We start from the raw sequence: 21,340 nt of genomic DNA on the forward strand, positions 1-21,340 counted from the left end.
TCTGACTCGGCGTGTCGTGGGTGCCGACCTCGACGACCACGCCGCGGTCCAGAACGACGATGAGATCGGCCGCCCGGGCGGTGTGCGACGAGGAGTGTCACGCCCCCTCCGGGCGGCTCAGGTCGGCGTACTGCTGGGAAGGTTCCGCGGTCACGCCCGCTCCTCGTCGTCGAGGTCGTGGGCGATTGCGCCCCGGCCCCGGACGCCTGACAACGTGCCTCCTCGTCGAGTGCGAGTGCCTCACTCATGGCCGCTCTCGGGGAACTCCCGCCCGTGAGCAACAACAACGCTGCCGCCGACACCGCGGGCTCCTCGAACGTCCGGATCGGCGAGGGCTGCGACAGCTCCCGACCGAACTCGGCCCGGCCCGGCCCGGCGAGGCGATGAGTGTCTGAATGGTGGTGTCGGTGTCCACCCCACCGCAAGGCAATATCCGGCGTCCACCCGGTGCGACAGCCGGGCCGCCGCCATGCCCGCGCCCGCTCCGGGACGGCAGATCAACCGTCAATCATAACTGACGGCCCATCATGAGAGGTCGGGGCTGGAGGAGTGTCGGTGGCGCCTGGGATGGTTACCTCATGCGTTCATCCGAGTGCCGACGGTCATCATCCAAGGGAGGTTGCGGACCCTGTGACGACGGTGAGCAGACCACCTCTCCCGCACGCGCACGCACGCCCGCGTCCATGCCGTCCTCGACTCCTGCCGCTGAGCACACCGCTGAGGCATGTGCTCTTGCTCTGAGAGGTGATCACATGCCCTGGACCACCCGATCAGATCTCCGCGGACCGGTGCTCGCGTACCTGGAGCGCCACCCAGCCGAGCACGGCGAGCTGGAAGATCTGCTGGCCGCGCTCGACACCGGGACGGACCCCACCTGCCGGGCCACGCTGCCGGGGCACATCACCTGCAGCGCCGTCGTGATCGACCGCGACCGGCGCGTGCTGCACATCCAGCACAAGGCCGGCGGCCAGGCGCCAGCCCCGGGCGGGCACCTTGAGGCGGGTGACCAGGCTCTACTGGCGGCGGCACTCCGCGAGCTCTCGGAAGCAGCCGGGATCGCGGCCGGTGAGCTGTGCCTGACCCCGCAGCTGCTCGGGATGCCGATCGACATCGACGTCCAGCGCGTCGGTGGCAGCCCGGCCAAGGGTGAGCCGGCGGATCAGCACTACGACGTGAGGTTCGCCTTCTACCTCGCCGACGGACGTCCCGGGACCACACCGGAGGCCGAGGAGGCCTCTGGGATCGAGTGGCGTCCCTTCGAGCAGGTCGGCTCGCCCACGCTGCGGGCCAAGCTGCTCGACTCCGCGCTCGACGGCCGGCCGGAGCCGGTGAATGCATCCGTGCTGATCTTCGACGACCAGGGGCGGTATCTGCTGCACCTGCGCGACAACTACCCGGACATCTGCGAGCCGGGTGCGTTCGCGTTGCTCGGCGGCGGCCGCGAGACGGTGGACCGGTCGCTGGAGGAGACGCTGCGACGTGAGCTCGGCGAGGAGGTTCCCGGCCTGGCACTTCGGGTCCTGGAGCCCTTCGCCGTGGAGAGGGCGATCAGCACGGAGGGCCTCTCCGTGCCCGTTCAGGTCTTCGCCGGCCGCTGGAACGGGGATCCCGCCGCCCTCCGGTTGTGCGAAGGCGTGCTGCTGCACTGGTGTCCCCCCGAGCTGCTGCACCGGCTGCGGCTGAGCGACTCGACACGCGACCTGATCCACCGGCATGCGAAGCAGCAGGCGCTCGCGCCCCGCCCACGCCCGCTGCCGCCGTCGAGTGGCGGCGGTACGGCGCTCACGGTGATCGGCGCTCACCTGTACCTGGAGGACGACCAGGGCCGGGTCCTGCTGGGGCTGCGCCACCCGGACTCGGCCTACGCCGGGAACACCTGGCACTTCCTCGCCGGACACTGCGAGCAGGAGTCGGCCGTCAGCTGCCTCGTGCGGGAGGCCTTCGAGGAGGCCGGCCTGGTCATCCACCCCGCCGACGTGGAGTTCGCGCACGCGGTGCACCTGGTCGACCGAGCAGGCGACCGGCCGAGGATGCAGATGGTGTTCCGGGCGCACCGCTGGACGGGCATGCCGGAGGTGCGCGAGCCGGACAAGTGCCTGGCCTGGCAGTGGTGGGATCCGGACGGCCTTCCCGCCCCGGTCGTCCCCTACGCGAGGGCGGCCATCGACGGGATCCGCGCAGGCCGTACCTACACGGAGTTGGGCTGGTGAGCGCGGTGACCGCAGCGGGCGGCGGGAGGGCCCGGCTCGATCGGGCCGGCTGTCGATGGCCGGAGGGCTCCCGCGGCCACCGCCCGCTCCCGCGGACCTCCCTGGGCACCGGGCGCCGGGACGAGCAGCGGCTCCACACGGACACCGCCACGGTGCGGGCCGACAGCCGGCCTCAGCGCCCAGTTGACGAACGATGCGCGGGACAGGGAGAGGACCGCATGGGGGTGGAGCGTTGAGCACGGTGAAGGGCGACGACGCAGTCGGTGCGGAAGAGACAGCCGAGGAGGACTACGGGATCAGTCTGGGCTGGGACAGCGCGGAGAAAGCCTTACGCGGTGCGTCGGTGGCCACGATCTCCGGTCGGCTCCCGGCCCTGCTCAGGGACGCGTTCGCGTTGGCGTGGCGAGTCGACCGTCCCGCGGTGATCGTGCTGCTGGTGTGCCAGGCCGCCACCGGCACTCTGCAGGCAGCCGGGCTGCTGGCCACCACCCGGGCAATCGGCGTGCTGATCGGTCCGGGGGCCATCACCGTTCGCCTGCACGTGGCCCTGCCGGCGCTGCTGGTGCTGGGCGGGGCGGGTACGGCGCGGGCGCTGCTCGGGGTGACCGTTGCCGCGCTCTCCCGCCGGGTGGCGCCCCAGCTGTCGGCCGAGGCCGAGTCGATGCTGCTGACCGCCACCTACTCGGCCGAGCTGGTGGCGTTCGACCACGCGGGATTCGGCGACCGCCTCGATGCAGCCGAACGCGGCGCAGTGGAGGCGTCCGAGCTGGTGTCGGGCACACAGGACCTGATCGCGGCCGCTGCGTCGCTGGTGGCGGCCTCGCTGGTGGTCACGGTCCTGCACCCCCTGCTGCTGCCGCTGCTCGCGCTGGGGATCGTGCCGCGGTGGATCTCGCTGGTCCGCAGCCTGCACATCGAGTACACCTCCTACCAGGCGACCACCGCGGACCGGCGGATGATGGGTGCGCTGCGCTGGTACCTGACCGACAAGTACCCGGCGGACCAGATCCGGGCCGGGACGATGGTCGGCCACCTGATGGAGCGCTACCTCCACCACGCCGACCGGGTGCGCGCGAGCGAGCGGGCGGCGGCCTGGCGGTCCGCGAAGGTCGCAGCGGTCGGCTCGGCGGTGTCCGGGCTGACCACGCTGCTGCTCTGGGCAGGCCTGGTCGCGCTGCTGATTGGCCATCAGATATCGGTGGCCCGCGCGGGCGCGGCGGTGATCGCCCTGCAGAGCGTGAGCACCGCGTTGTGGGGGATGGTCGTGGCGGCCTCCCGGCTCTACCGCACCGGGGCGTACCTGGCGGACTGGCGCTCCTTCCTCAACGAAGTCGGTGGCCACCGCCTCGCCAGGGGCAGCAGCGTCCCCGGCGACACGCAGATGTTCCGAGCCGAGGGTGTCTCCTTCAGCTATCCCGGATCCGACGGCCCGGCTCTGTCCGACGTCGACTTCGAGGTGCGGCGCGGGGAGATCGTCGGCCTGGTCGGTATGAACGGCTCCGGCAAGACCACCCTTTCCAAACTGCTGTCCGGGCTGCTGCTCGCCGCGGACGGCCGCATTACCTGGGACGGCGTCGATGTCCGGGAGCTGGAACCTGAAGCCTTGTGGAAGCAGGTGTCCTATGTCCCCCAGCAGTACGCGCGGTTCCCGCTGACCCTGGAGGCCAACATCACCCTCGGCCAGCCCCACGGCGGCACCGACGACGTGGTGGAAGCGGCGCGGGCGGCCGGCGCCGACATGGTGATCGCGAAGCTGAAGCACGGCCTGCAGACGATGATGGCAAGGGTCTTCTGGGGTGGCAGCGACCTGTCCGGTGGGGAGTGGCAGCGGGTGGCCCTGTCACGGGCGTTCTACCGCCGGGGGCGGTTGCTGGTGATGGACGAACCGACAAGTGCGCTCGACGCCCAAGGAGAGCACACGATCATCACCGGGCTTCGGCGGCAGTCCCGAGGACGTGCCACAGTACTGGTCACCCACCGCCTCTCATGCCTGCGGTACCTGGACCGCGTCGTCGTCCTCAAGGCCGGGCAGGTCATTGAGCAAGGCACTCTGGACGAACTCCTGGCCATCCCGGACGGCGAGCTGGCCAAGCTGTGGGCGCTGCAGCAGAGCGACGACCGGGATCCGGCCGTCGCACCACCTGGGGAGCGGGCAGCGGAGCAGGCCGACTGTGGTGAGACGGAGGGGGCGGCGTCCCTGACAGGGTATCTCGCTGCCCATCCCGCACCGCTGATGGCCGCTGACGCACTGATCCTGGACGAGCAGGGCCGGGTGCTCCTCGTCGACCCGGTGTACAAGGAAGGCTGGGACCTGCCCGGCGGCATGATCGAGGACGAGGCCCCGGCTGACGGAGTCCTCCGCGAACTGCAGGAGGAACTCGGGATCGCAGCGGACCTCGGCCGGCTCCTGACGGTCGACACCGTGCCCAAGGACGTCTACGGACGCACTCTGCTGGCACTCGTCTACGCCGCCCGCCCCAAGGAGGCGGTCGACCCGGCCGCTCTGCCGCTCCAGCGCAGCGAGGTTCGCGCCGCCGGCTTCTTCCCCCCGGAGGAGGCTCTGGAGATGGTGCCGGAGTATCTGGCCCGTCGCCTGAAGGCGACCCTGGACGCCACACGGGGGTCCCACGTCGCGGTGCTGACCCATGGCCGCACCCAGCCGGCAAGCGGACCCGCCAACCGGGGCCGGCCTTGTTCGTGAGTGGTGAGAGCAGGTGTTGCTCGGTGGCGGGAGTGCCGCCAGATCTCCCGTGCCTCCAAGGCCTCTTCCAGCTCCGCCGGCGCGGACGATCCGGGAATCCAGTAGTCGGCGCTGACGTTGGTCAGGGCCCACCACTCCTGCACATCGGCAGGGAGTGTGACCGCCAGTTCGGCCTCCACCGCATGGAGGCGTCCCGCATCCACCGCCTGCCTGATCGGGGCCTTGCGGACGTACGCCGTCAGCCAGGTGTCGATGCGATCCCACGACTCCCGGACACCGTGATCAATGGATGTCGCCCGTATGCTCGGCCGTCGCGGCCCAGTGGCAGAAGGCATCCGCCGGCGACTGGGCCACCCACGCCGCCGATATCAGCCGCCGTGTCCCGGAGAACCGATGAAACTGCCCATCACAATCCACCAGGCACGCCTCGGATCTATGGAGTTCAAAGTGATCCGACCAGCCGAGCCACTGGCCCGCGCCGTGCTCGCCGACCACGATCGACACCTGGACCTCTATCTCGATCAAGACGCCGCGCGGCGAATCGGCGGTCTATGGGCACTCGCTGCCTCTTCACCGCGCTCACTGGTTCACCTGCCGATACGCGGCAACCGGGCCCCCTCCCGCGAACTGCCGGAGAACGGCATGCGTCAGCTCGATCTCGTGCTGCTACATCACTCGCTGCAGTTCGCGCCCTCGAAGTGGAAGGAGATACGCGGGAGACTCGGCCCGGGCCGTCCGCAGACCGTGACGCTGCCCGCCCCAGGAGACACGGATGAAGCCGTGATCGACTACGAGGCACGGCACTACCGGGAGAACCGGGACCTGTTCCACCAGCATCTCCACGCCGAGACGTTGTTCATGACCGGCAGCGCGAAGGTGTTCAGGGAGACCGCCCAGCACTTCCTCGACGTTGCCCGAGACGGTCCCTGCCACGTCCCCGTCCACCCGAGCTACCCGTACTTCTGCACAGAACTCCACTCCAATGACGGCATTCTCGGCGACGCGCGCGAGATCCGCATGGAGTACTGCGACGAGTGGGACTCATGAGCTGCCGAGCTCGGTGCACACCGCCCGAAGCTGCTGCACAGTCCCGCGATAGTGTCCGTGCGTGTCTGCATGGTTCATGTTGCTGCCCGGCTGTTGTCTTGTAGTCCGGGGCGTGTTTGCCCTGAACGGCCGGGGAAGCGCGGCATATGCGGGATCTCCTGTGGTCGGCTGGGGCTGGGTGGCGATGGGTGGTGGCTTTCTCCTGGACGGCGGGCCCGCGCTCCTCGGCTTCTCGCCCGGAACGAGGGCGGATCTCTCCACCGTGGCCCTGGTGCTCATCGCGCTCGGTGGGGTGCCTCTGATCTGGGGCAGAGCGTCTTCCAAGGCTCGTCGCGTCGACGGCGGCGACTGAGGTACGCACAATCCCGGGGCCGACACGGGGCTGTAAGAGGCGGATCACGGACGACCAACGCCGACAGACAACGGTCACTGCACCACAGGTGGCACACGCTGCCGACCAGTTCCAGAGGACGGCAGCGGACTCAACCGTTCCTCAGCCTGGCAGGCCGAGAGTGCCAGAAACCGAGTCTGGCCCGAACGCAGTGGGCTAGGATCCCGGCCGGGCGAAGCCGTAGCGCAGAGGTCGTCGCGCGCGGTCTCCAAAATCGCGAGGACGCCGGTTCAAATCCGGCCGGCTTCGCCTACCCCGGCTGTGATGCCGGTCCGAACGGACCGCCCTTCCACTACCCATCCGGGGTGGACCTCGTCGCTCGCGACCCACCGGGCGGAGGTTCCCTCGTCCAGCGCCCGGGCGACCAGCCGGGCGGTCACTTGGAGGGCAGCTCCCAACGCAGCAGCGCCTTGGCGAACGGCTCGCCGCTGGTGCGAGCGTATGCCATTCGCTCCTTTACCTCGCTCAGCGTCCGTGGCCGATATCCAGGCCCACCGCAGCAACTCTTGTGAAACCGAACGCCGGAGTGCAGCAGGACCGTGAGGACTCGCCAGCCGGCCTCGTCACGCCGCCGCGGCGCGGCGAAAGCAGAGCCGACATGAATCAGCGGCTCAGCGCAGCGCGGGCAGAGCCGCTCGTGATCGCCAAGGTACGGCTGCTTGTAGGAAGCCCGGCAGGGCAGGCAGACGTACGACGTCTTTGCATGTGGCATTCAGTCAGGATAGGGCGGGAAGTGGCGGCACTCGACGGGTTTTCCCGGGCTGACGGCAGAGTGATTGCATCAGCGAGAGCAGTGGTGCGGAGCGGGAGCCACGGTCAGGCACGATGTCCGGCAGCAGGGACGGCCGTACCGGGGCCCGGCCCGACATCCCCGTCTGAGAGAGCCGGGCTGACGTGGGGATAACCCCGCTGGGCGGTCAGGTGACCGGTACGGTTCGCTCGGGGGCGTGGACTTCGAGGATGGTTGTGGTGCCGGGCACCGTTGGACCTTCGTGCATGGTGATCTGCTGTCCGGTCCTGACATGCTGCCACTGGGAAGGATTGTGGGGCACGAGGCGAACGCAGGCCTGTCCGCCAGGTTCCAGTACGGGTGCCTTCTCAACCCACATCCCGGCGGCATTGACTGCTCGCGCGCCGCTGGGTGATCGGTTTCCGATGTCCCACATGGGCCGGAGGACGCCGGAGCCGAGGATGGAGGTCCGGCGTCGTGCTTCGGAGGCCGTTGCGGAGCTCGGAGCAACGCCAGTGACACCAGGCCGAGCTTCGTTCAAGGTGCATCTGCTCAGCAGCGTCGGCGAGCGTCTCCCAGAACCTGAGTGGCAGCGGGTCGACGTTCCCGAGTTCTTCCAGAAGGCCGAGAGCGACTTCCCACTCGTCATGGACGAGACAGTCCCAGACATCGCGGACTGTGATGTCGTTCTCGGTAGCAGCCGTTTAGGGGACCGGAAGGGAAGCTGCTTCGAGCAGCTGAGGGACGCCCATGTCCTGATGGTCACCCATCACCGCTCGGCAGTGGCAACCATGTGCAGAGACACTGCGGCGCGGTCTGTATCCGCTTGCACCTTCCGGGGGAGGCCGGCCTCGACGCACGCATGAGTTGTGTGTGAGGATTCGACGCCGGATCTGCCTGACCTAACGTTCGTGCAGATCACAGGCGTGCGGGAGGCTCCGGCGGTGGGTGGGCTTCCCGGCTGCGGCGGGGTCGTCGGCGCGGGCGAGGACCGACAGGACACCCGCGCCTTGAAGCCCGCTCCGGAAAGGTCGATGCTGGAGGAGAGGCACGCCGACCAACCGTATGGACCGAGAGCGGAGGGCCGCGGAGTTCGGGGCTGCCGTGGCCCGCGCGGAGAGCGGGTTCCCGATGAGGCTTGTCGTCGATCTCAACCGGTGCCAGGGATTCGCGCAGTGCGTCTTTCTCGCCCCGGACGTCTTCGCTCTGCATGGCGAGGAAGCGCTGCTGTTCTCGCCCCGCTTCGATGAGGCGCAGCGTGACCGGGTGGAGAAGGCCGCTGCCGCCTGCCCGGTCCAGGCCATCCTTGTCGACTGCTCCGATGAGCCGACGAAGGGGGTAGAGCCCCATGTCGGCTGAGACGGAGGTCGAGGTCCTGCGGCGCCGGGGCCGCATCGTCGTCGTCGGCGCCTCGCTGGCCGGTCTGCGTGCGGCGGAGACCTTGCGTGACCAGGGCTTCACCGGAAAGCTGACCATGATCGGCGACGAGCCGTACGAACCCTACGACCGGCCGCCGCTGTCCAAGCAGGCGCTGCTCGGGCGGGCGCGGGCCGAGGACACGGCCCTGCCGAGGCGGCGCGACATCGATGCCAAATGGCGTCTGGGCGTCGCCGCCGAGGGTCTGGACCGGGACGCCAAGCAGGTGCGTCTGGCGAACGGCAACACCGTCCCCTACGACCGTCTGCTGATCACCACGGGGACCAGGGCGCGGCCCTGGTTCCACCCGGAGGAGGCCGCGCTCGACGGGGTGTTCGTGCTGCGTACCCGCGACGACTCCGTACGTCTGTACCGGAAGCTGACCGGGGGCGTGTCCCGCGTGCTGGTGATCGGCGCCGGGTTCACGGGCTCCGAGGTCGCCTCTGCCTGCCGGGAGCTGGGCCTGGAGGTCACGGTCGCCGAACGCGGCCCGGCACCGCTGGTGGGCGCACTCGGCGGGGTGATCGGCGCGGTCGCGGAGCGGATGCAGCGCAGGCACGGGGTCGACCTGCGCTGCGGCATCAGCGTCACTGCCCTCGAAGGTGACTATGTGGGGCGGCTCAGGCGCGCCCATCTGTCCGACGGTTCGGCGATGGACGTGGACGTGGCGGTCGTCTCGCTCGGCGCCGTCCGGAACACGGACTGGCTCGCCGGCTCGGGACTGGCCGCGGGCCCCCGGGGGATCGCATGCGACGCCGGATGCCGGGTGTTCGACGTCAACGGCATCGTCACCGATGACATCTACGCCGCCGGTGATGTCGCACGCAGCCCGCATCCGCTGTTCGACTACCAGTTCCTGTCGCTGGAGCACTGGGGCAACGCGGTCGAACAGGCCGAGATCGCCGCCCACAACATGATCTGTGCAGGTCCGGAGCGTCGTCCGCACCTGTGGCTGCCGATGTTCTGGTCCTCCCAGTTCGGTGTCAGCATCAAGTCGGTGGGTGTTCCCCCGCTGGGCGACCAGCTGGTCGTCGCCCAGGGGACGCTCAGCGAGGAACGGTTCGTCGCGGTGTACGGGTACCGGGGCCGCGTCATCGCCGCTGTGTCCTTCGACGGGGCCAAGTGGCTGGGGTTCTACGAGCAGCAGATAGCGGCCGGAGCGCCCTTCCCGCCGGAGTACCGCACGGTCGACCGCCGCACCCAGACGCTGCAGCCGGTCGATCCGGCCTTCCCGGATCCCCATCTGCCCACCCACGGGGCCACGGTCACGCTGACGGGCCACTCACCGAGCGAGCGGCGTGTCGAGTTCGTTCCGTCGCATGCCTGACCATCGGCCCAGTGCCGCCCGGAGCCCTCAGGAGCCACCATGACGCCCGCCACCATCGTCGCGCAGATCACCGACTACGCCAATCGGGCCGATCCGTACCCGCTCTATGCGGAACTGCGCAAGAAGCCCGTCAGGCGGGAGGACGACGGCACCTACCTGGTCAGCACCTACTACGAGGTGCGGAGCCTGGCCAACGACCCGAGGCTGAGCAACGACACGAGCAACCGTCCGGCCGGCTACGCCCGTGTCGGGCAACCGGCGGAGGAGAGCGGCCTGCCGCCCGGGGTTCATCTTCACCGACCCGCCCCTGCACGACCAGCTGAGGGACACCATCAACCGGCCCTTCGGCCCCCCGCACAGCCCCAGGTTCCTCGACGATCTGCGCGGAGACCTGACCAAGGCCGTCACGGAGCTGCTCGACGCCTTCGAAGGCAAGGACCAGGTCGACATCGTCGAGGACTTCTCCTACCCCCTTCCCGTCACCGCCATCTGCAAGGTCCTCGGCGTGCCGCGCGAGGACGAGCCGCGCTTCCACGGCTGGGCCGACGCCTTGGCGTCCGGAATCGATCCCGGGACCCACACCGGCAACGGCGAGGACAAGGCGCAGCGGGCCCGCCAGGACCTGGGGGCCTACCTGGGCGACCTGATCGAGACCAAACGCCGCCACCCCGGCCCCGGGATGCTCAGCGCGCTCGCCCCCACCATGACACCGGCGGACCTGGAGGCCACCGCGGTGCTGCTACTGGTCGCCGGCCATGAGACCACCGTCAACGCCATCACCAACACGACCCTCACCCTGCTGCGCCACCCGGACATCCTTGAGCGGTTCCAGAGGGATCCGGGCCTGGCGGTCCCGCTCATCGAGGAAGTGCTGCGGTACGAGCCCCCGGTCCAGTTCGTTCCGTGGACCACCGCCCTGGCCGACATCGATGTCGCCGGCACCACGATCCCCAAGGGTTCGCCGATCTGGCTCATGCTGGCCGCGGCCAACCGCGACCCCAAGCGCTTCAAGGACCCCGACCGGTTCGATCCCGACCGCAAGGACAACGAGCACCTGGGTTTCTACACCGGCATCCACTACTGCTTCGGCGCGCCGCTCGCCCGTATTGAGCTGCATGCGGCTGTGCCCGAGCTGTTCCGCCGGGTCAGGTTCTCCGGGCTGCTCGAGGACCCGCCGCCGTACCGCGCCAACGCAGTGCTGCGCGGCCCCCGCCACCTTCCCGTGAAGATCGACGGCCTTACAGCCTGAGCAGCGCCGTCGTGCCGCCCCGTCTGCCCGGAAACGTCAGCCCCGATGGGTGTGGGTGTAGAAGCCCTGTCCGGTCTTGACGCCCAGGTGGCCGGCGTCGACGTACTTCTTCAGCAGTTCACGAGGCCCTGTGGGCAGGTTCGGGTTCTCGGCGGCGTAGTGGTTCTCGATGTCCAGGACCACGTCCAGGCCGACCTGGTCCATCATCTGGAAGGGCCCGGTGGGGATGCCCGTGTTGATCTTCCACATCTCGTCGATGTCCTGCGGGGTGGACACCCCCTCGGCCACCTCCTCGAGGGCTTCACGCTTGATGGCCGCCCAGATCCGGTTGAAGATGAAGCCCGTTGACTTCTTCTGCGCCTCGAACGGGAACACCCCGTACCGGGGCAGCTCCCTCTTGAGCAGTTCCATGATGCCGGGGTCCGTGCGGCCGTCGGACATGAGGTCGACGGCGTTCTGTGCGGGCGGCATGTAGAAGTGCACGTTCAGCACCCGCTCGGGGTGCTCGACCCGGTCGATGAACTCGTCCGACGCATAGGACGAGGAGTTGCTGGCCAGGATCGTGTCGGGCGGTGCGATGCGGTCGAGTTCCCCGAAGATCTGCTTCTTCAGGTCCAGGTGCTCAGGCACGGCCTCGACCACGAGCCACGCTTCGGCGAGGGCTTCGGCCAGGTCGTTGGTGACGACGGCCCGGCCCGGCTTGCCACCCTCGATGCTCGCGGCGACCCGGGCCACGTTCTTCTCGACGTACTTCCGCGCCGCCTCCCCCGCGGGCGCGGACTTGTCGAAGATCCGGACCAGCCCGCCCCGGACGGCGAACATCAGCGCGATCCTGCGGCCGAGGGTGCCTGCCCCGATCACGGCGACCGGACGGTTCTCGATGTTCGTGGGAAGCGCGAATCCCATGATCATGCCTGCTTTCGTGACAGCTGTGACGACGGCGGACACCGGTTACCCCAGTCTCGGCACAACCTTCGCCGGACAGCGACCGGAGAAGGTTGTGCCGAGGGCGGCGCCCCCGGAACACCCGCGGGAGGCGCCGGCCCGGGCCGCTCTCCGCCTCTCCGCTGTCCTTGGCCCGTGTGCCTGGGTTCCCTTCCACCGGGCGGTCCAACGGGATTCGCGCGGCAGCGCGGACTGGACTGCGATGGAAGGTGCAGGGAGACCGCCGAGGAGAGATGCGAGGGCCGCCGAGGTGTGGGACGAACTGATGGTGCTGGCGATCGTGCCCGGGAGCGTTCTGCGCGTCGGTGTCGCGGACGGACGGGTGGAGACCCTGGTCGCGGACGCGGGCCCGTTCCCGGACGGGATTGTGGTCGAGTCCGGGACCGTGTACTGGACGACCATGGGCACGCCGACGGTCGATTCTGCCAAGGGCGCGGGGGAGGCCGCGCACGACTTCTCCCGGCGCAACGGCGGCCTGCACGCGATGCACCTGGACGGCACCGGCCGGCGGGACGTGGTCCGGCCCGGCACGATCACCACCGGCAAGCAGCTGACCTCGGACGGTGCCGGGTTCCTGTACTGGTGCGACCGGGAGGGCTGCCGGGTCAGCCGGGTTCGTACGGACGGCAGCGGTCTGGCCGACCTGGTGGTCAACCCGCCCGGCGAGATCTCCCAGGAGTGCGTGGGCGTGGCGGTGGACCCCGTACGCGGACACCTGTACTGGACGCAGAAGGGCCCCGCCAAGGGCGGCAAGGGTCGCATATTCCGGGCCGGCCTGGACCTCCCGGCCGGGGAGAGCCCGGAGCGGCGCACGGACATCGAACTGCTCTGGTCCGACCTGCCCGAGCCGATCGACCTGCACCTCGACGGCGACTGGCTCTACTGGACCGACCGCGGCGCACCGCCGGGCGGCAACACGCTCAACCGGGCCACGATCCCGGCGGCGGGAGCGCCGGGCGAGCCTCCGCGGATCCTGGCGAGTGGCTTCGCGGAGGCAATCGGGCTGGCCGTCGACCATGCCGCCGGCATCGCCTATGTGTCCGATCTGGGCGGACACATCCGTGCCGTCTCCCTGCCCGGCGGCCCGTCCAAAGGGCTCGGACGGCATGACGTGGTGTCACTTACCTTTCCAGTAACCGGAATTGCCGGAGTAAGCAGCCACTGAGCGTCGGTACCTGCCGCCCGGACCCCGCTGTCGACCAAGCCGGCGGCTGCGCTTGGCGGCTCCCGCCACGGTCTTCGCAGCCGCCGGTCGGTCCAACGGTGCGCGGGCCGACGCCGGCCTGTCGCCGACGCCCCTGGGGCGGCGTACGCACCTGGGTGTCAGTGGTCGGGCCTACGTTGCGGGGCCATGACGGAGGACGAACTGGTGGAAGCGCTACGCAGGTCCATCGCGCGCCGCAAGGTCGCGCCACCCGTGTGACGGCGTCCCGCCCTATGGCCCGCACCCGGGCCCGTCACTTCACGGTGCCGCTCCGGGCCCGGATGCAGCGACAGGGCCCCCCGGTCGTGCGTGTGCTCGGTGGCGGGAGGGGGTGGACCATCCGGCGCGACGTCCGCGCATATCGTGAAAGGACTGACGCAGACTGTCGATCCGGCCATGTCCCGTTCGTCGTCATGGTGTGGGGCGCATCGTCACACGAGGATGCGACGGAATCTCAGGAGGAAACATATGAGTCAGCTGCTCAGAGTCATGAACTTCACCGTCTCCCGTGACGGATACGGTGCCGGCGAGCACCAGAGTCTCGAGAGGCCGTTCGGCCATGCCAATCCCGAGGAGATGTTCTCCTGGGCCGGTGCCACGGCGAGCTGGCCCATGCGCACCGACCTCGGGGGGAGTCGTGGCCTGGACGACTACTTCACGCGGGACTTCGAACGCAATATCGGCGCCGAGATCATGGGCCGCAACAAGTTCGGGCCCCAGCGCGGGCCCTGGCACGACCATGACTGGCGTGGCTGGTGGGGCGCCGAGCCGCCGTTCCACACCCCGGTGTTCGTCATGACCCACCACAAGCGCCCCTCCTTCTCGCTCTCCGACACCACATTCCACTTTGTCGACGGTGACCCGGCCACGGTCCTCGAACAGGCACGGGAGGCAGCGCAGGGCAGGGACGTCCGGCTCGGTGGAGGGGCCACCACCATCCGGCAGTTCCTTGATGCCGACCTCGTCGACGCCATGCATGTCGTGGTCTCGGGAGTGGAGCTCGGATCCGGGGTGCGACTCTGGGAGTCACCCGATGAGCTGCTCGACCGGTTCCAGCTCGAGGTCGTGCCCAGTCCGAGCGGTGTGGCGCACCACCTGTTCTGGCGAAAGTGACGCAGGGTCCGGCACGGGGATGCCGCCGCCGTGAGGGCGGCGGCGGCATGGCCCACGCCACCGTCCTCGAGGTGCTCGGACGCCTACCGGGCCGACGGCGGCCGGGGTGACTGCCGCCCGTACCGGCGCCCGTACCGGAGTCATGACCGTCACAGGGGCACGCACTCGGCCCAGATGGTCTTGCCGTTGAGGGTGTAGCGGGTGCCCCAGCGTTTGGCGAGTTGGGCGATCATGAACAGTCCGCGACCGGTCTCGTCGGTGTCCGCGGCCTGGCGCATGTGCGGAGAGGTGCTGCTGGCGTCGGAGACCTCGCAGATGAGCGCGGCGGCCCGGATCAGGCGCAACTGGAGGGGGGCCTGGGCGTAGCGGACGGCGTTGGTGACGAGCTCGCTGGCCACCAGTTCCGCGGTGAAGGCGAGGTCGTCCAGTCCCCAGGCGGCGAGCCGGTCGGTGGTCAGTGAGCGGGCGCGTCCGACGACCGCCGGGTCGAGCGGGAGGTCCCAGGTGGCGACCCGGTCCGGGCCCAGGGCGTGGGTGCGGGCGAGCAGCAGTACCGCGTCGTCCTGCGGGGCACGGCCCGGCAGCAGGGTGTCGAGGACAGTCTCGCAGGTCTGCTCCAGGCCCCCGTGGGGGTGGGCCAGGGCGTGCTGCAGGGAGAGCAGTGAGCTGTCGATGTCACCCCGGCCGGTCTCCCCGCGCAGCAGGCCGTTGGTGTACAGGGCCAGGATGCTGCCCTCGGGCAGGTCCACGTCGGTGGTCTCGAACGGCACACACACCACCGAGGCCCAACGTGGGGCCGACGCGAAGGTCGAGCAGTTGGGTGGTCCCGTCCGGGTGGACGACCACGGGTGGCGGGTGTCCGGCAGCGGCGAGGACGCAGTGGTGGGCGACGGGGTCGTAGACGGCGTACAGGCAGGTGCTGCCGATGCCCGTCGCCGGGGCCCCGGGGGCCGGTTCCGTCTCCGCCGCCTGGGTGACGATGCCGTCGAGCTGGGTGATCAGTTCGTCGGGGCAGGGGTCCTGCTGGGCCAGGGCGCGCACGGCGGTGCGCAGGCGGGCGGCGTCGGCGACGGCGTGGCTGCCGCGGCCGGGGACGTCGCCGACGACCAGCCCGATGCGGGCGCCGGAGAGCGGGATGACGTCGAACCAATCGCCGCCGACCCCGGCGCCGCCGACGGCCGTCAGATGGCGGTGGGCGGTGTCCGCGGCTGTGAGAGGGGGTGTGGTGACCTGGAGCAGGCTGCCCTGGAGCGTGAGTGCGGCACGGCGTTCGCGGGTGTAGCGGCGGGCGTTGTCGACGCAGACGGCGGCACGGCCCACGACCTCCTCGGCGGCGGTGACGTCGTCGGTTTCAAAGGGGTCGGGACGCTGCCATCGGTAGAAGTGGACGACCCCGAGGGTGACGTCCCGGGCCCGCAGCGGCACGACCAGCACGGAGTGGATGCCGGCTGTGGCCATCTTCCCGGCCCGGTGGCGGTCGTGGGTCAGCCAGTCCTCGGAGCCGTCCAGGTCGGGCAGCAGCACGGCCGTGCCGGTGGCCAGCGCCTGCGCCTGGGGGGTGGACGGGTGGAAGGTGATCAGTTCGCCGGGCTCATAGCTGGCCTCGGGGGCGTGCGGCAGTACGGACCGGATGGCTGCACGTTGCAGTACGGCACCGCCGCACACGGGGCCGGGCCGGGACTCCTCGCCGGAGGAGATGCCCTGCAGCAGGTCCACCGCGACGTAGTCCGCGAGCTTCGGGACGGTCACCTCGGCGAGTTCGGCGGCGGTACGGGTGACGTCCAGGGTGCTGCCGATCCGCTCTGCGGCCTCGTTGAGCAGCACCAGCCGGTCCCGGGCCCGGTTGCGTTCGGTGACCTCGACGATCGCGGAGCCGACACCGAGGACCGTGCCGCCTGGGCCGACCAGCCGGAACGACGTGACGCTCCACTGCCGGTTCCACCCCTGCAGGGCGGGTACCGGAGCCCGGTGCTCCATGGTGACCGGCTCGCCGGTCTCCAGCACCCGGCGTATCCTGCTCTCTATCCGCTCGGCCTCGGAGCCGGGAAACAGGGCGGTGATGCGTCGTCCCAGCGCCTTCTCCGCCGGGATGCCGTGGATCCGCTGCAGAGCGTCATTGATGCGGAGGAACCGCAGGCGGGTGTCCATGACGGCCAGACCGATCGGCGCCTGAGTGAACAGCCCGTCCACCACGGCCCGGTCGGTGTCCCACCGCTCGACCACCTCAGCCGCGGCGAAGAAGCCGAACCAGTTCCGGCCGCCTTCTGTCTCGATGGGCCAGGCCCTGGCCATCAGGCCCACACGGTGGCCGTCGTGGCTCCGGACCGGCAGGACGTCCCGAAGGCTCTCCCCGGTGGGGCATCGCCGTAGCGCGGCTGCCATCGCCGCGCGGTCGGCGTCCGGTGCCAGCAGGTCCGCAACGGGCCGGCCGACCACCTCGTCCGCGGTGTACCCGAGCAGAAGCGGTGCCGCGTCTCCCCATGTGGTGACCAGGCCGCTGCTGCCCACGGCTATGACTCCGACCATCCGGTCCGGGATGAATGCCGTCGTGTGGTCCACTCGCAGCCTCCGATCCGCCCGCGCCGCGAGCGGCCCTCGACCTGCCGAACCGGCCCGCGGGCCTTCTACCCCCCCGCCACCTGTGCCAATCCCGTGGGCCGCGGATGCGGGGGTGCCTGGTGCAGCCGCATGTGCCGGCGGCAGGGTCGTGCGGTGCGCAGCGCGGGCACCGGGGCGCGGGTCGGATTTCGGACCTCGGACCGCGACAGCGGACCTGTCGGATCGGTGACGGTCCGCTGCAGCCGGTGGGGCGCGGTGGGGGCGGACGGTGCGCAGGATGCAGTCGTCGGTGCCGGTCCGAGCGGGGCCGCCCGCACCGGATGCGCCGCGCCGTTGCTGGACGGGCGCCGCCGACAAGCCGCGCGCCCCGAAGCCGATTCGTGCGGCCCGGAACGGCGGCGCGCCGATCCGTGTGCTTCTGGACAGCCTGTCCGCGCACGGCAGCGCCGACATCCGCCGCCGGGCGAAAACGTACAAGGTCCGGTTGTGCTTCACCCCGACCGCCCCGACCGCCCCGACCGCCCCGACCGCCCCGACCGCCCTGTGCAGGCCCCGGCCCTGTACGCCTGCCTGCGCCGGCGCAACGCCGACGCCCGCCACCAGGACGTGTCGGCTGCTGAACGCGGAGAACGCCAACGCTCGGGCATCGGTGGCGAGTAAGGCGTCCGCCGGAGTGGACGCCCTCTCGCAGCCGCAGCCGCAGCCTCACCCAGCCTTCCACGTCAGTCGAGATTCTCGACCGCCTTGGTCAGCGGCCCGCCCACGTCACCGGTGTTGAGCGTCCCTGCCGGTTCGAACAAGAGGACCGCGGTCTCCTCGTCCGCTACGGGGCAGTGCTCGACCCCGCGGGGAACCACGAACAACTCGCCGGACTCCAGCACGACATCGCCATCCCTGAGCTGGATGGTGAGCCGCCCGCTGAGGACCAGGAACAGTTCATCGGTGTCCTCGTGGGTGTGCCAGATGAACTCCCCCTTCAGCTTGGCCAGCTTGACCTCGTAGTCGTTGAGCACAGCCACTTTCTTCTGCGACCAGAGCTCGCTGAACTGCGACAGCTTCTCAGCGAGGTTGACAGGAGCGACAGACTTGGACACCCGGCATCCTTCCTCAAGGTTGTCAACCGGGAGCGGTTCTCCGGGCTCTCCGGCACACGTCAAGAGTGTGCCGCGCTGGAACTCCGCCGGTCTTGTACGTACCTGGCACAAGGCCGGCAGTTCCAGGGATCGCCGAGGTCTTCCACCCCCACTTCACCGACCGAGCGTACCCGGCCCGCACCCACGGCACAGGGGACCTGGTGATCCTGGACGACACAGCCATCCGGCATGCCCGAACGAGCCCATCCGAGACGGCACTTCACCTGTCACCGGGCACCACCCCCGCGGGTTTCCCACGCATCCGCCCGGGTTCCGACGCAGTTTCATCCTGACGCTGCGTCGGAGTGCACAGGCAGTGCCGTGCGGGAAGCGCTCATATCGCTCTGTCGCTGACGTGGCCTCCTTGCAACTGGCCGACGGCGCAGCCCTGTCGGGCCGGGCGGCGGCCGGTGGTGTCGCCGTGGAATGCCGGGCGGTCGAGGCACGAGGTTCCCCTCGTAGCAAAGAGGCCATGGAGAATCCCCGGTGTGCACGCCGAGGAGGAGGTCAATCCTGTGTCCCACGGGCGAGCCGCTTTTGGAACCAGTGGTGGGCGTAGGGCTCGTCGTTGAAGGCGGGGACCTCGTCGTACCCGCTGCTGCGGTAGAGGCGAGTGGCTGCTTGCAGGGCCTTGTTGGTGTCGAGCCGCACCAGTTCGCTGCCGTGCCGGGCGGCGCGTTCCTCGAGTTCGGAGAGGAGGCGCCGGGCCAGGCCGAGCCCCCGGGCGCGGGGGTGGACCCACAGCCGTTTGATCTCGGCGGGTGCTCGGGTCGGCAACTTGAGTCCGGCGCAGCCCACCGGCTCGCCGTGCAGCCGGGCGATCAGGAACAGACCGCGTGGCGCACGCAGTTCGCCCGGGTCGGGCAGCCGGGACCTTGCGGGGTCGAAGCCGCCGTCGAAGAGTTCCTGCAGTTCGGCGGCGTAGGAGCGCAGGCAGTGTGCGGCGTCCGGGTGGTCGGGGTCGACCACGTCCAAGGAGACCACCGAGGCGGTCAGCAGTCGCTCGACCTCTGCCATGGCCGCGGTCAGCTGGTCGCGCTGCCGGGCATTGAGCGGGTCGAGGAGTGATCCGGCGAGTGCGTCGCTGCGCTCGTCGAGCATGGCTCGCTCCTCGCGTCCGGCCTCGGTCAGCCGCACGGTGCGAATCCGCCGGTCGCGGGGGTGGGGCTCGACGGTGACGAGGCCGTCATGCTCGAGTGCCCGCAGCAGCCGGCTCACATAGCCGGAGTCGAGGCCGAGCTGGGCTCGTACGCTCCGGACGTCGTGTGTGCCCTCATCGCCGATCTGCCAGAGCAGCCGGGCCTGCCCATAGGGGCGCGCACTGCCCAGATAGTGGTCGTGCAGCATGCCCACCCGCTCGGCGACTGTCCGGTTGAAGCGCCGGACCTTCTCCACCTGCTTCGCCTGCTCAGTGGCCATTCTCTGACCTTAGTCAGGTAATGACGACGGGGCAAGCCGGCTTATGCGCAGCAAGGCGCAGCGGAACCTCGCCGCACCCCGCCGGCCGCATCCGTGCACGACGCAGGACATCGGCCTTCGTGAGCATGCTGGAGTACAGGGCGGCACGGCATGGGCGCATGATGGGTGCTCACCGACCGCGCGCGATCCGAGCGCAGTGCGGAGGGAATCGCCGTTCTTTGGGGTGGCGAGGACATCGATGTCCACGGCAGGAGAAACGCGCGGCGAGTCGCTCGGCTTGGAAGCCGTCAGCCCTCCGCGAAGCCGCCAATTCGACGCAGGCACCCCGGCGGCGTCCTGAACGGCAGATCCTTCGCCTCGGGGCAGCATGCGCGGGCGATGGAACACTGCCTCTTCATGCCCACCGCGGGCCGGCTGCCGACGGGGACGCCGCCGTCCGCGGCCGGCTCAGCTCTGGCGCAGTGCGGGCATCGGGGTCGGGATCGAGTATGCGGTGGCGCCCGCTCCGACTCCGCCCTCGCAGCTGTTGGGCGGCGCGGTGGTGACTCCGCGGGTGGAAGGCCGCTCGGCGGCCCAGAACATGTAGCCGAGCAGGCCGGTGGAGGTGCCGGCGCCGTTGGGCGCGGCGTTCTGCAGCCAGCTGCCGGTGGAGTTCTGCAGTGACGAGGAGAAGTTGGTGCACTCGGGGTGCACCTGGGAGCCCTCGGCGATGTAGAGGCCGCCGGTGAACTTGGCCGGGGCGAGCGGCGGGATCGCCGGGTTGTAGTTGGACTTGCCGTCGAGGTGCTCCTGCCAGTTGGATTCAGCGGTCGCGGCGCTCGGCTGCTTGCTGGGCACCATGGCGTTGGCGTAGTCGAGTACCGGGTTGCTGGTGGTGAGCCAGTTGGCAGTGGCGTACTGGTCGAGGGTGATCAGCCAGCGGTCGCCGGCGGCCACGTCGATGGTGAGCCGGGCGGTCGGGTCGGCACCGGAGGCGTCGTACGGGTGGGCCGCGCGGTAGGCGTTGATGAACGCCTGAAGGCCGGTGACGTTCGGGGAGGAGCTCTGCTCGTAGTCGATCTCGATGCCGACGCCGAGCTGCGAGGCGAGAGCTGCAGCCTTCTGCCCGAGCAGGGTGGGGTTCTGCGCGAGGGCGGTGTTCCAGTCGTCGGTGTAGGTGATGCCGCCGAGGGAGAGCATCACGCGGATGCCATGGCTGGTGAAGTAGTTGACGACCGCGGAGTTCATGCCGATCGGCACGCCGTTGCTGTTGCCGCTGTTGGTGGTCCCGTTGAGCAGCGTGAGCGGGTTGACGAAGCTGAGCACGACCAGGTTGACCGAGGGCCGGCCGTCGCCCCGGTCGATCAGCCAGTGGTTCTTCTGGTCGAAGTCGGCCATGTCACGGACGGTCGCCCAGGTGCAGGCGTCGTCGCTGCAGTGCCAGGCGCCGTAGATCTGGATCGGTGCCGGGGTCGCGGCCGCTGCCGGTGCCGCAACAGGTCCTGCCGCGGCGGCGGTCGCCAGGGCAATGGCGCCGACAGCCGATCTGAACTTTCCTCTGAACACGCGCATGAACGCCTCCCGGCGATAGGGCGGATTGAGGAGCTATGACACCGTGACGTGTTGACCACCCCCTGTCAATGGATTGGTCCATACCTCTTGCTCGTCTCGGCTGGTGGGCCGACACCGGCAAGGTTCTGAGGAAGTCCGGCCTGGCCGTCGAGCGCGTGAACCCGCCCGGGGCCAGGGCACACTGCGCGGCGGCGCGGTGGCCATCGGTCACCCGGTCGGCGGCTGAGGCGCCCGGCTCATGACCACCCTGGTTCATCACCTGCGCGACAACGGCATCCGCTACGGACTGCAGTCCATGTGCGAGGCGGCGGCATGGCCAACGCCACCATTCTCGAACTCCTCCGA

The 21,340-nt window shown here is 69.9% G+C and carries 16 protein-coding genes, 1 tRNA gene and 2 pseudogenes; 12 read left to right on the top strand and 7 right to left on the bottom strand.

Going from position 1 to position 21,340, the window contains the following annotated elements; translation table 11 throughout:
• The first annotated feature begins 752 nt into the window (after positions 1 to 752).
• From AB0761_RS34550 to AB0761_RS34570, 5 genes are all read left to right on the top strand, one after another.
• On the top strand, positions 753 to 2,210 hold the full coding sequence (locus AB0761_RS34550; RefSeq protein ID WP_377273203.1) for an NUDIX domain-containing protein: 1,458 nt from the start codon (positions 753 to 755) through the stop codon (positions 2,208 to 2,210).
• Positions 2,211 to 2,451: 241 nt separating this feature from the next.
• The gene (locus AB0761_RS34555; RefSeq protein WP_377274478.1) at positions 2,452 to 4,911 is read left to right on the top strand and encodes an ATP-binding cassette domain-containing protein; all 2,460 of its coding nucleotides are present in this window, start codon (positions 2,452 to 2,454) and stop codon (positions 4,909 to 4,911) included.
• Between the two features lie 393 nt (positions 4,912 to 5,304).
• Entirely contained in the window at positions 5,305 to 5,958 is a 654-nt protein-coding gene (locus tag AB0761_RS34560; RefSeq protein WP_377273204.1) for a hypothetical protein, read from the top strand.
• A gap of 112 nt (positions 5,959 to 6,070) precedes the next feature.
• Positions 6,071 to 6,310, top strand: coding sequence for a hypothetical protein (locus AB0761_RS34565; protein ID WP_377273205.1), 240 nt, complete (start codon positions 6,071 to 6,073; stop codon positions 6,308 to 6,310).
• A 213-nt stretch (positions 6,311 to 6,523) separates the two neighbouring features.
• Positions 6,524 to 6,598 (top strand) — tRNA-Trp (locus AB0761_RS34570).
• Positions 6,599 to 6,725: 127 nt separating this feature from the next.
• Here AB0761_RS34570 and AB0761_RS34575 read toward each other — a convergent pair.
• Positions 6,726 to 7,061 (bottom strand): deoxyxylulose-5-phosphate synthase, encoded by a 336-nt coding sequence (locus AB0761_RS34575; protein WP_377273206.1) that lies wholly within the window; start codon positions 7,059 to 7,061, stop codon positions 6,726 to 6,728.
• Between the two features lie 1,149 nt (positions 7,062 to 8,210).
• On the opposite strand from AB0761_RS34575, the gene AB0761_RS34580 reads away from it, so the two are divergent.
• The 3 genes and pseudogenes from AB0761_RS34580 (at position 8,211) to AB0761_RS34590 (ending at position 11,071) form a co-directional block, all read left to right on the top strand.
• Positions 8,211 to 8,438 (top strand): ferredoxin, encoded by a 228-nt coding sequence (locus tag AB0761_RS34580; RefSeq protein ID WP_377273207.1) that lies wholly within the window; start codon positions 8,211 to 8,213, stop codon positions 8,436 to 8,438.
• Positions 8,428 to 9,822 carry an NAD(P)/FAD-dependent oxidoreductase gene (locus AB0761_RS34585; RefSeq protein ID WP_377273208.1) on the top strand — a complete coding sequence of 465 codons (1,395 nt, stop codon included), beginning with the start codon at positions 8,428 to 8,430 and terminating at the stop codon, positions 9,820 to 9,822. The genes AB0761_RS34580 and AB0761_RS34585 overlap by 11 nt, the downstream gene beginning before the upstream one ends.
• Before the next feature lie 39 nt (positions 9,823 to 9,861).
• A pseudogene (locus AB0761_RS34590) lies at positions 9,862 to 11,071 on the top strand (cytochrome P450).
• 36 nt (positions 11,072 to 11,107) lie between these two features.
• On the opposite strand, the gene AB0761_RS34595 reads toward AB0761_RS34590, so the two are convergent.
• Complete coding sequence (locus AB0761_RS34595) at positions 11,108 to 11,977, bottom strand: 3-hydroxyacyl-CoA dehydrogenase family protein (RefSeq protein WP_377273210.1); 870 nt, start codon at positions 11,975 to 11,977, stop codon at positions 11,108 to 11,110.
• A 289-nt stretch (positions 11,978 to 12,266) separates the two neighbouring features.
• Between AB0761_RS34595 and AB0761_RS34600 the strand changes: the two genes are divergently transcribed.
• Entirely contained in the window at positions 12,267 to 13,181 is a 915-nt protein-coding gene (locus AB0761_RS34600) for a hypothetical protein (RefSeq protein WP_377273211.1), read from the top strand.
• Positions 13,182 to 13,688: 507 nt separating this feature from the next.
• Positions 13,689 to 14,333: a dihydrofolate reductase family protein gene (locus AB0761_RS34605; protein WP_377273213.1), complete on the top strand. Its 645-nt coding sequence runs from the start codon at positions 13,689 to 13,691 to the stop codon at positions 14,331 to 14,333.
• Between the two features lie 149 nt (positions 14,334 to 14,482).
• Here the strand turns inward: AB0761_RS34605 and AB0761_RS34610 are convergent, their stop codons facing one another.
• Both AB0761_RS34610 and AB0761_RS34615 read right to left on the bottom strand, forming a co-directional pair.
• Positions 14,483 to 15,103: an ATP-binding protein gene (locus AB0761_RS34610; protein ID WP_377273214.1), complete on the bottom strand. Its 621-nt coding sequence runs from the start codon at positions 15,101 to 15,103 to the stop codon at positions 14,483 to 14,485.
• Positions 15,009 to 16,892: a SpoIIE family protein phosphatase gene (locus AB0761_RS34615; protein ID WP_377273215.1), complete on the bottom strand. Its 1,884-nt coding sequence runs from the start codon at positions 16,890 to 16,892 to the stop codon at positions 15,009 to 15,011. Before AB0761_RS34615 ends, AB0761_RS34610 begins: the two co-directional genes overlap by 95 nt.
• Positions 16,893 to 17,378: 486 nt before the next feature.
• Here AB0761_RS34615 and AB0761_RS34620 point away from each other — a divergent pair, with 486 nt between their 5' ends.
• Positions 17,379 to 17,552: a hypothetical protein gene (locus tag AB0761_RS34620; protein ID WP_377273216.1), complete on the top strand. Its 174-nt coding sequence runs from the start codon at positions 17,379 to 17,381 to the stop codon at positions 17,550 to 17,552.
• A 62-nt stretch (positions 17,553 to 17,614) separates the two neighbouring features.
• On the opposite strand, the gene AB0761_RS34625 is transcribed toward AB0761_RS34620, so the two are convergent.
• From AB0761_RS34625 to AB0761_RS34635, 3 genes are all read right to left on the bottom strand, one after another.
• Entirely contained in the window at positions 17,615 to 17,986 is a 372-nt protein-coding gene (locus AB0761_RS34625) for a cupin domain-containing protein (protein WP_377273217.1), read from the bottom strand.
• 546 nt (positions 17,987 to 18,532) lie between these two features.
• A complete protein-coding gene (locus tag AB0761_RS34630) occupies positions 18,533 to 19,444 on the bottom strand; it encodes a GNAT family N-acetyltransferase (RefSeq protein ID WP_377273218.1) in 912 nt (303 codons plus the stop codon).
• A gap of 447 nt (positions 19,445 to 19,891) precedes the next feature.
• Entirely contained in the window at positions 19,892 to 20,995 is a 1,104-nt protein-coding gene (locus tag AB0761_RS34635; protein WP_377273219.1) for a hypothetical protein, read from the bottom strand.
• Between the two features lie 187 nt (positions 20,996 to 21,182).
• Between AB0761_RS34635 and AB0761_RS34640 the strand changes: the two are divergent.
• Positions 21,183 to 21,337: pseudogene (locus AB0761_RS34640) on the top strand (acetyl-CoA C-acetyltransferase); the annotation flags it as partial.
• Between the last annotated feature and the right edge of the window lie 3 nt (positions 21,338 to 21,340).

It is taken from the genome of Peterkaempfera podocarpi (assembly GCF_042466665.1).
Lineage (GTDB): Bacteria > Actinomycetota > Actinomycetes > Streptomycetales > Streptomycetaceae > Peterkaempfera > Peterkaempfera podocarpi.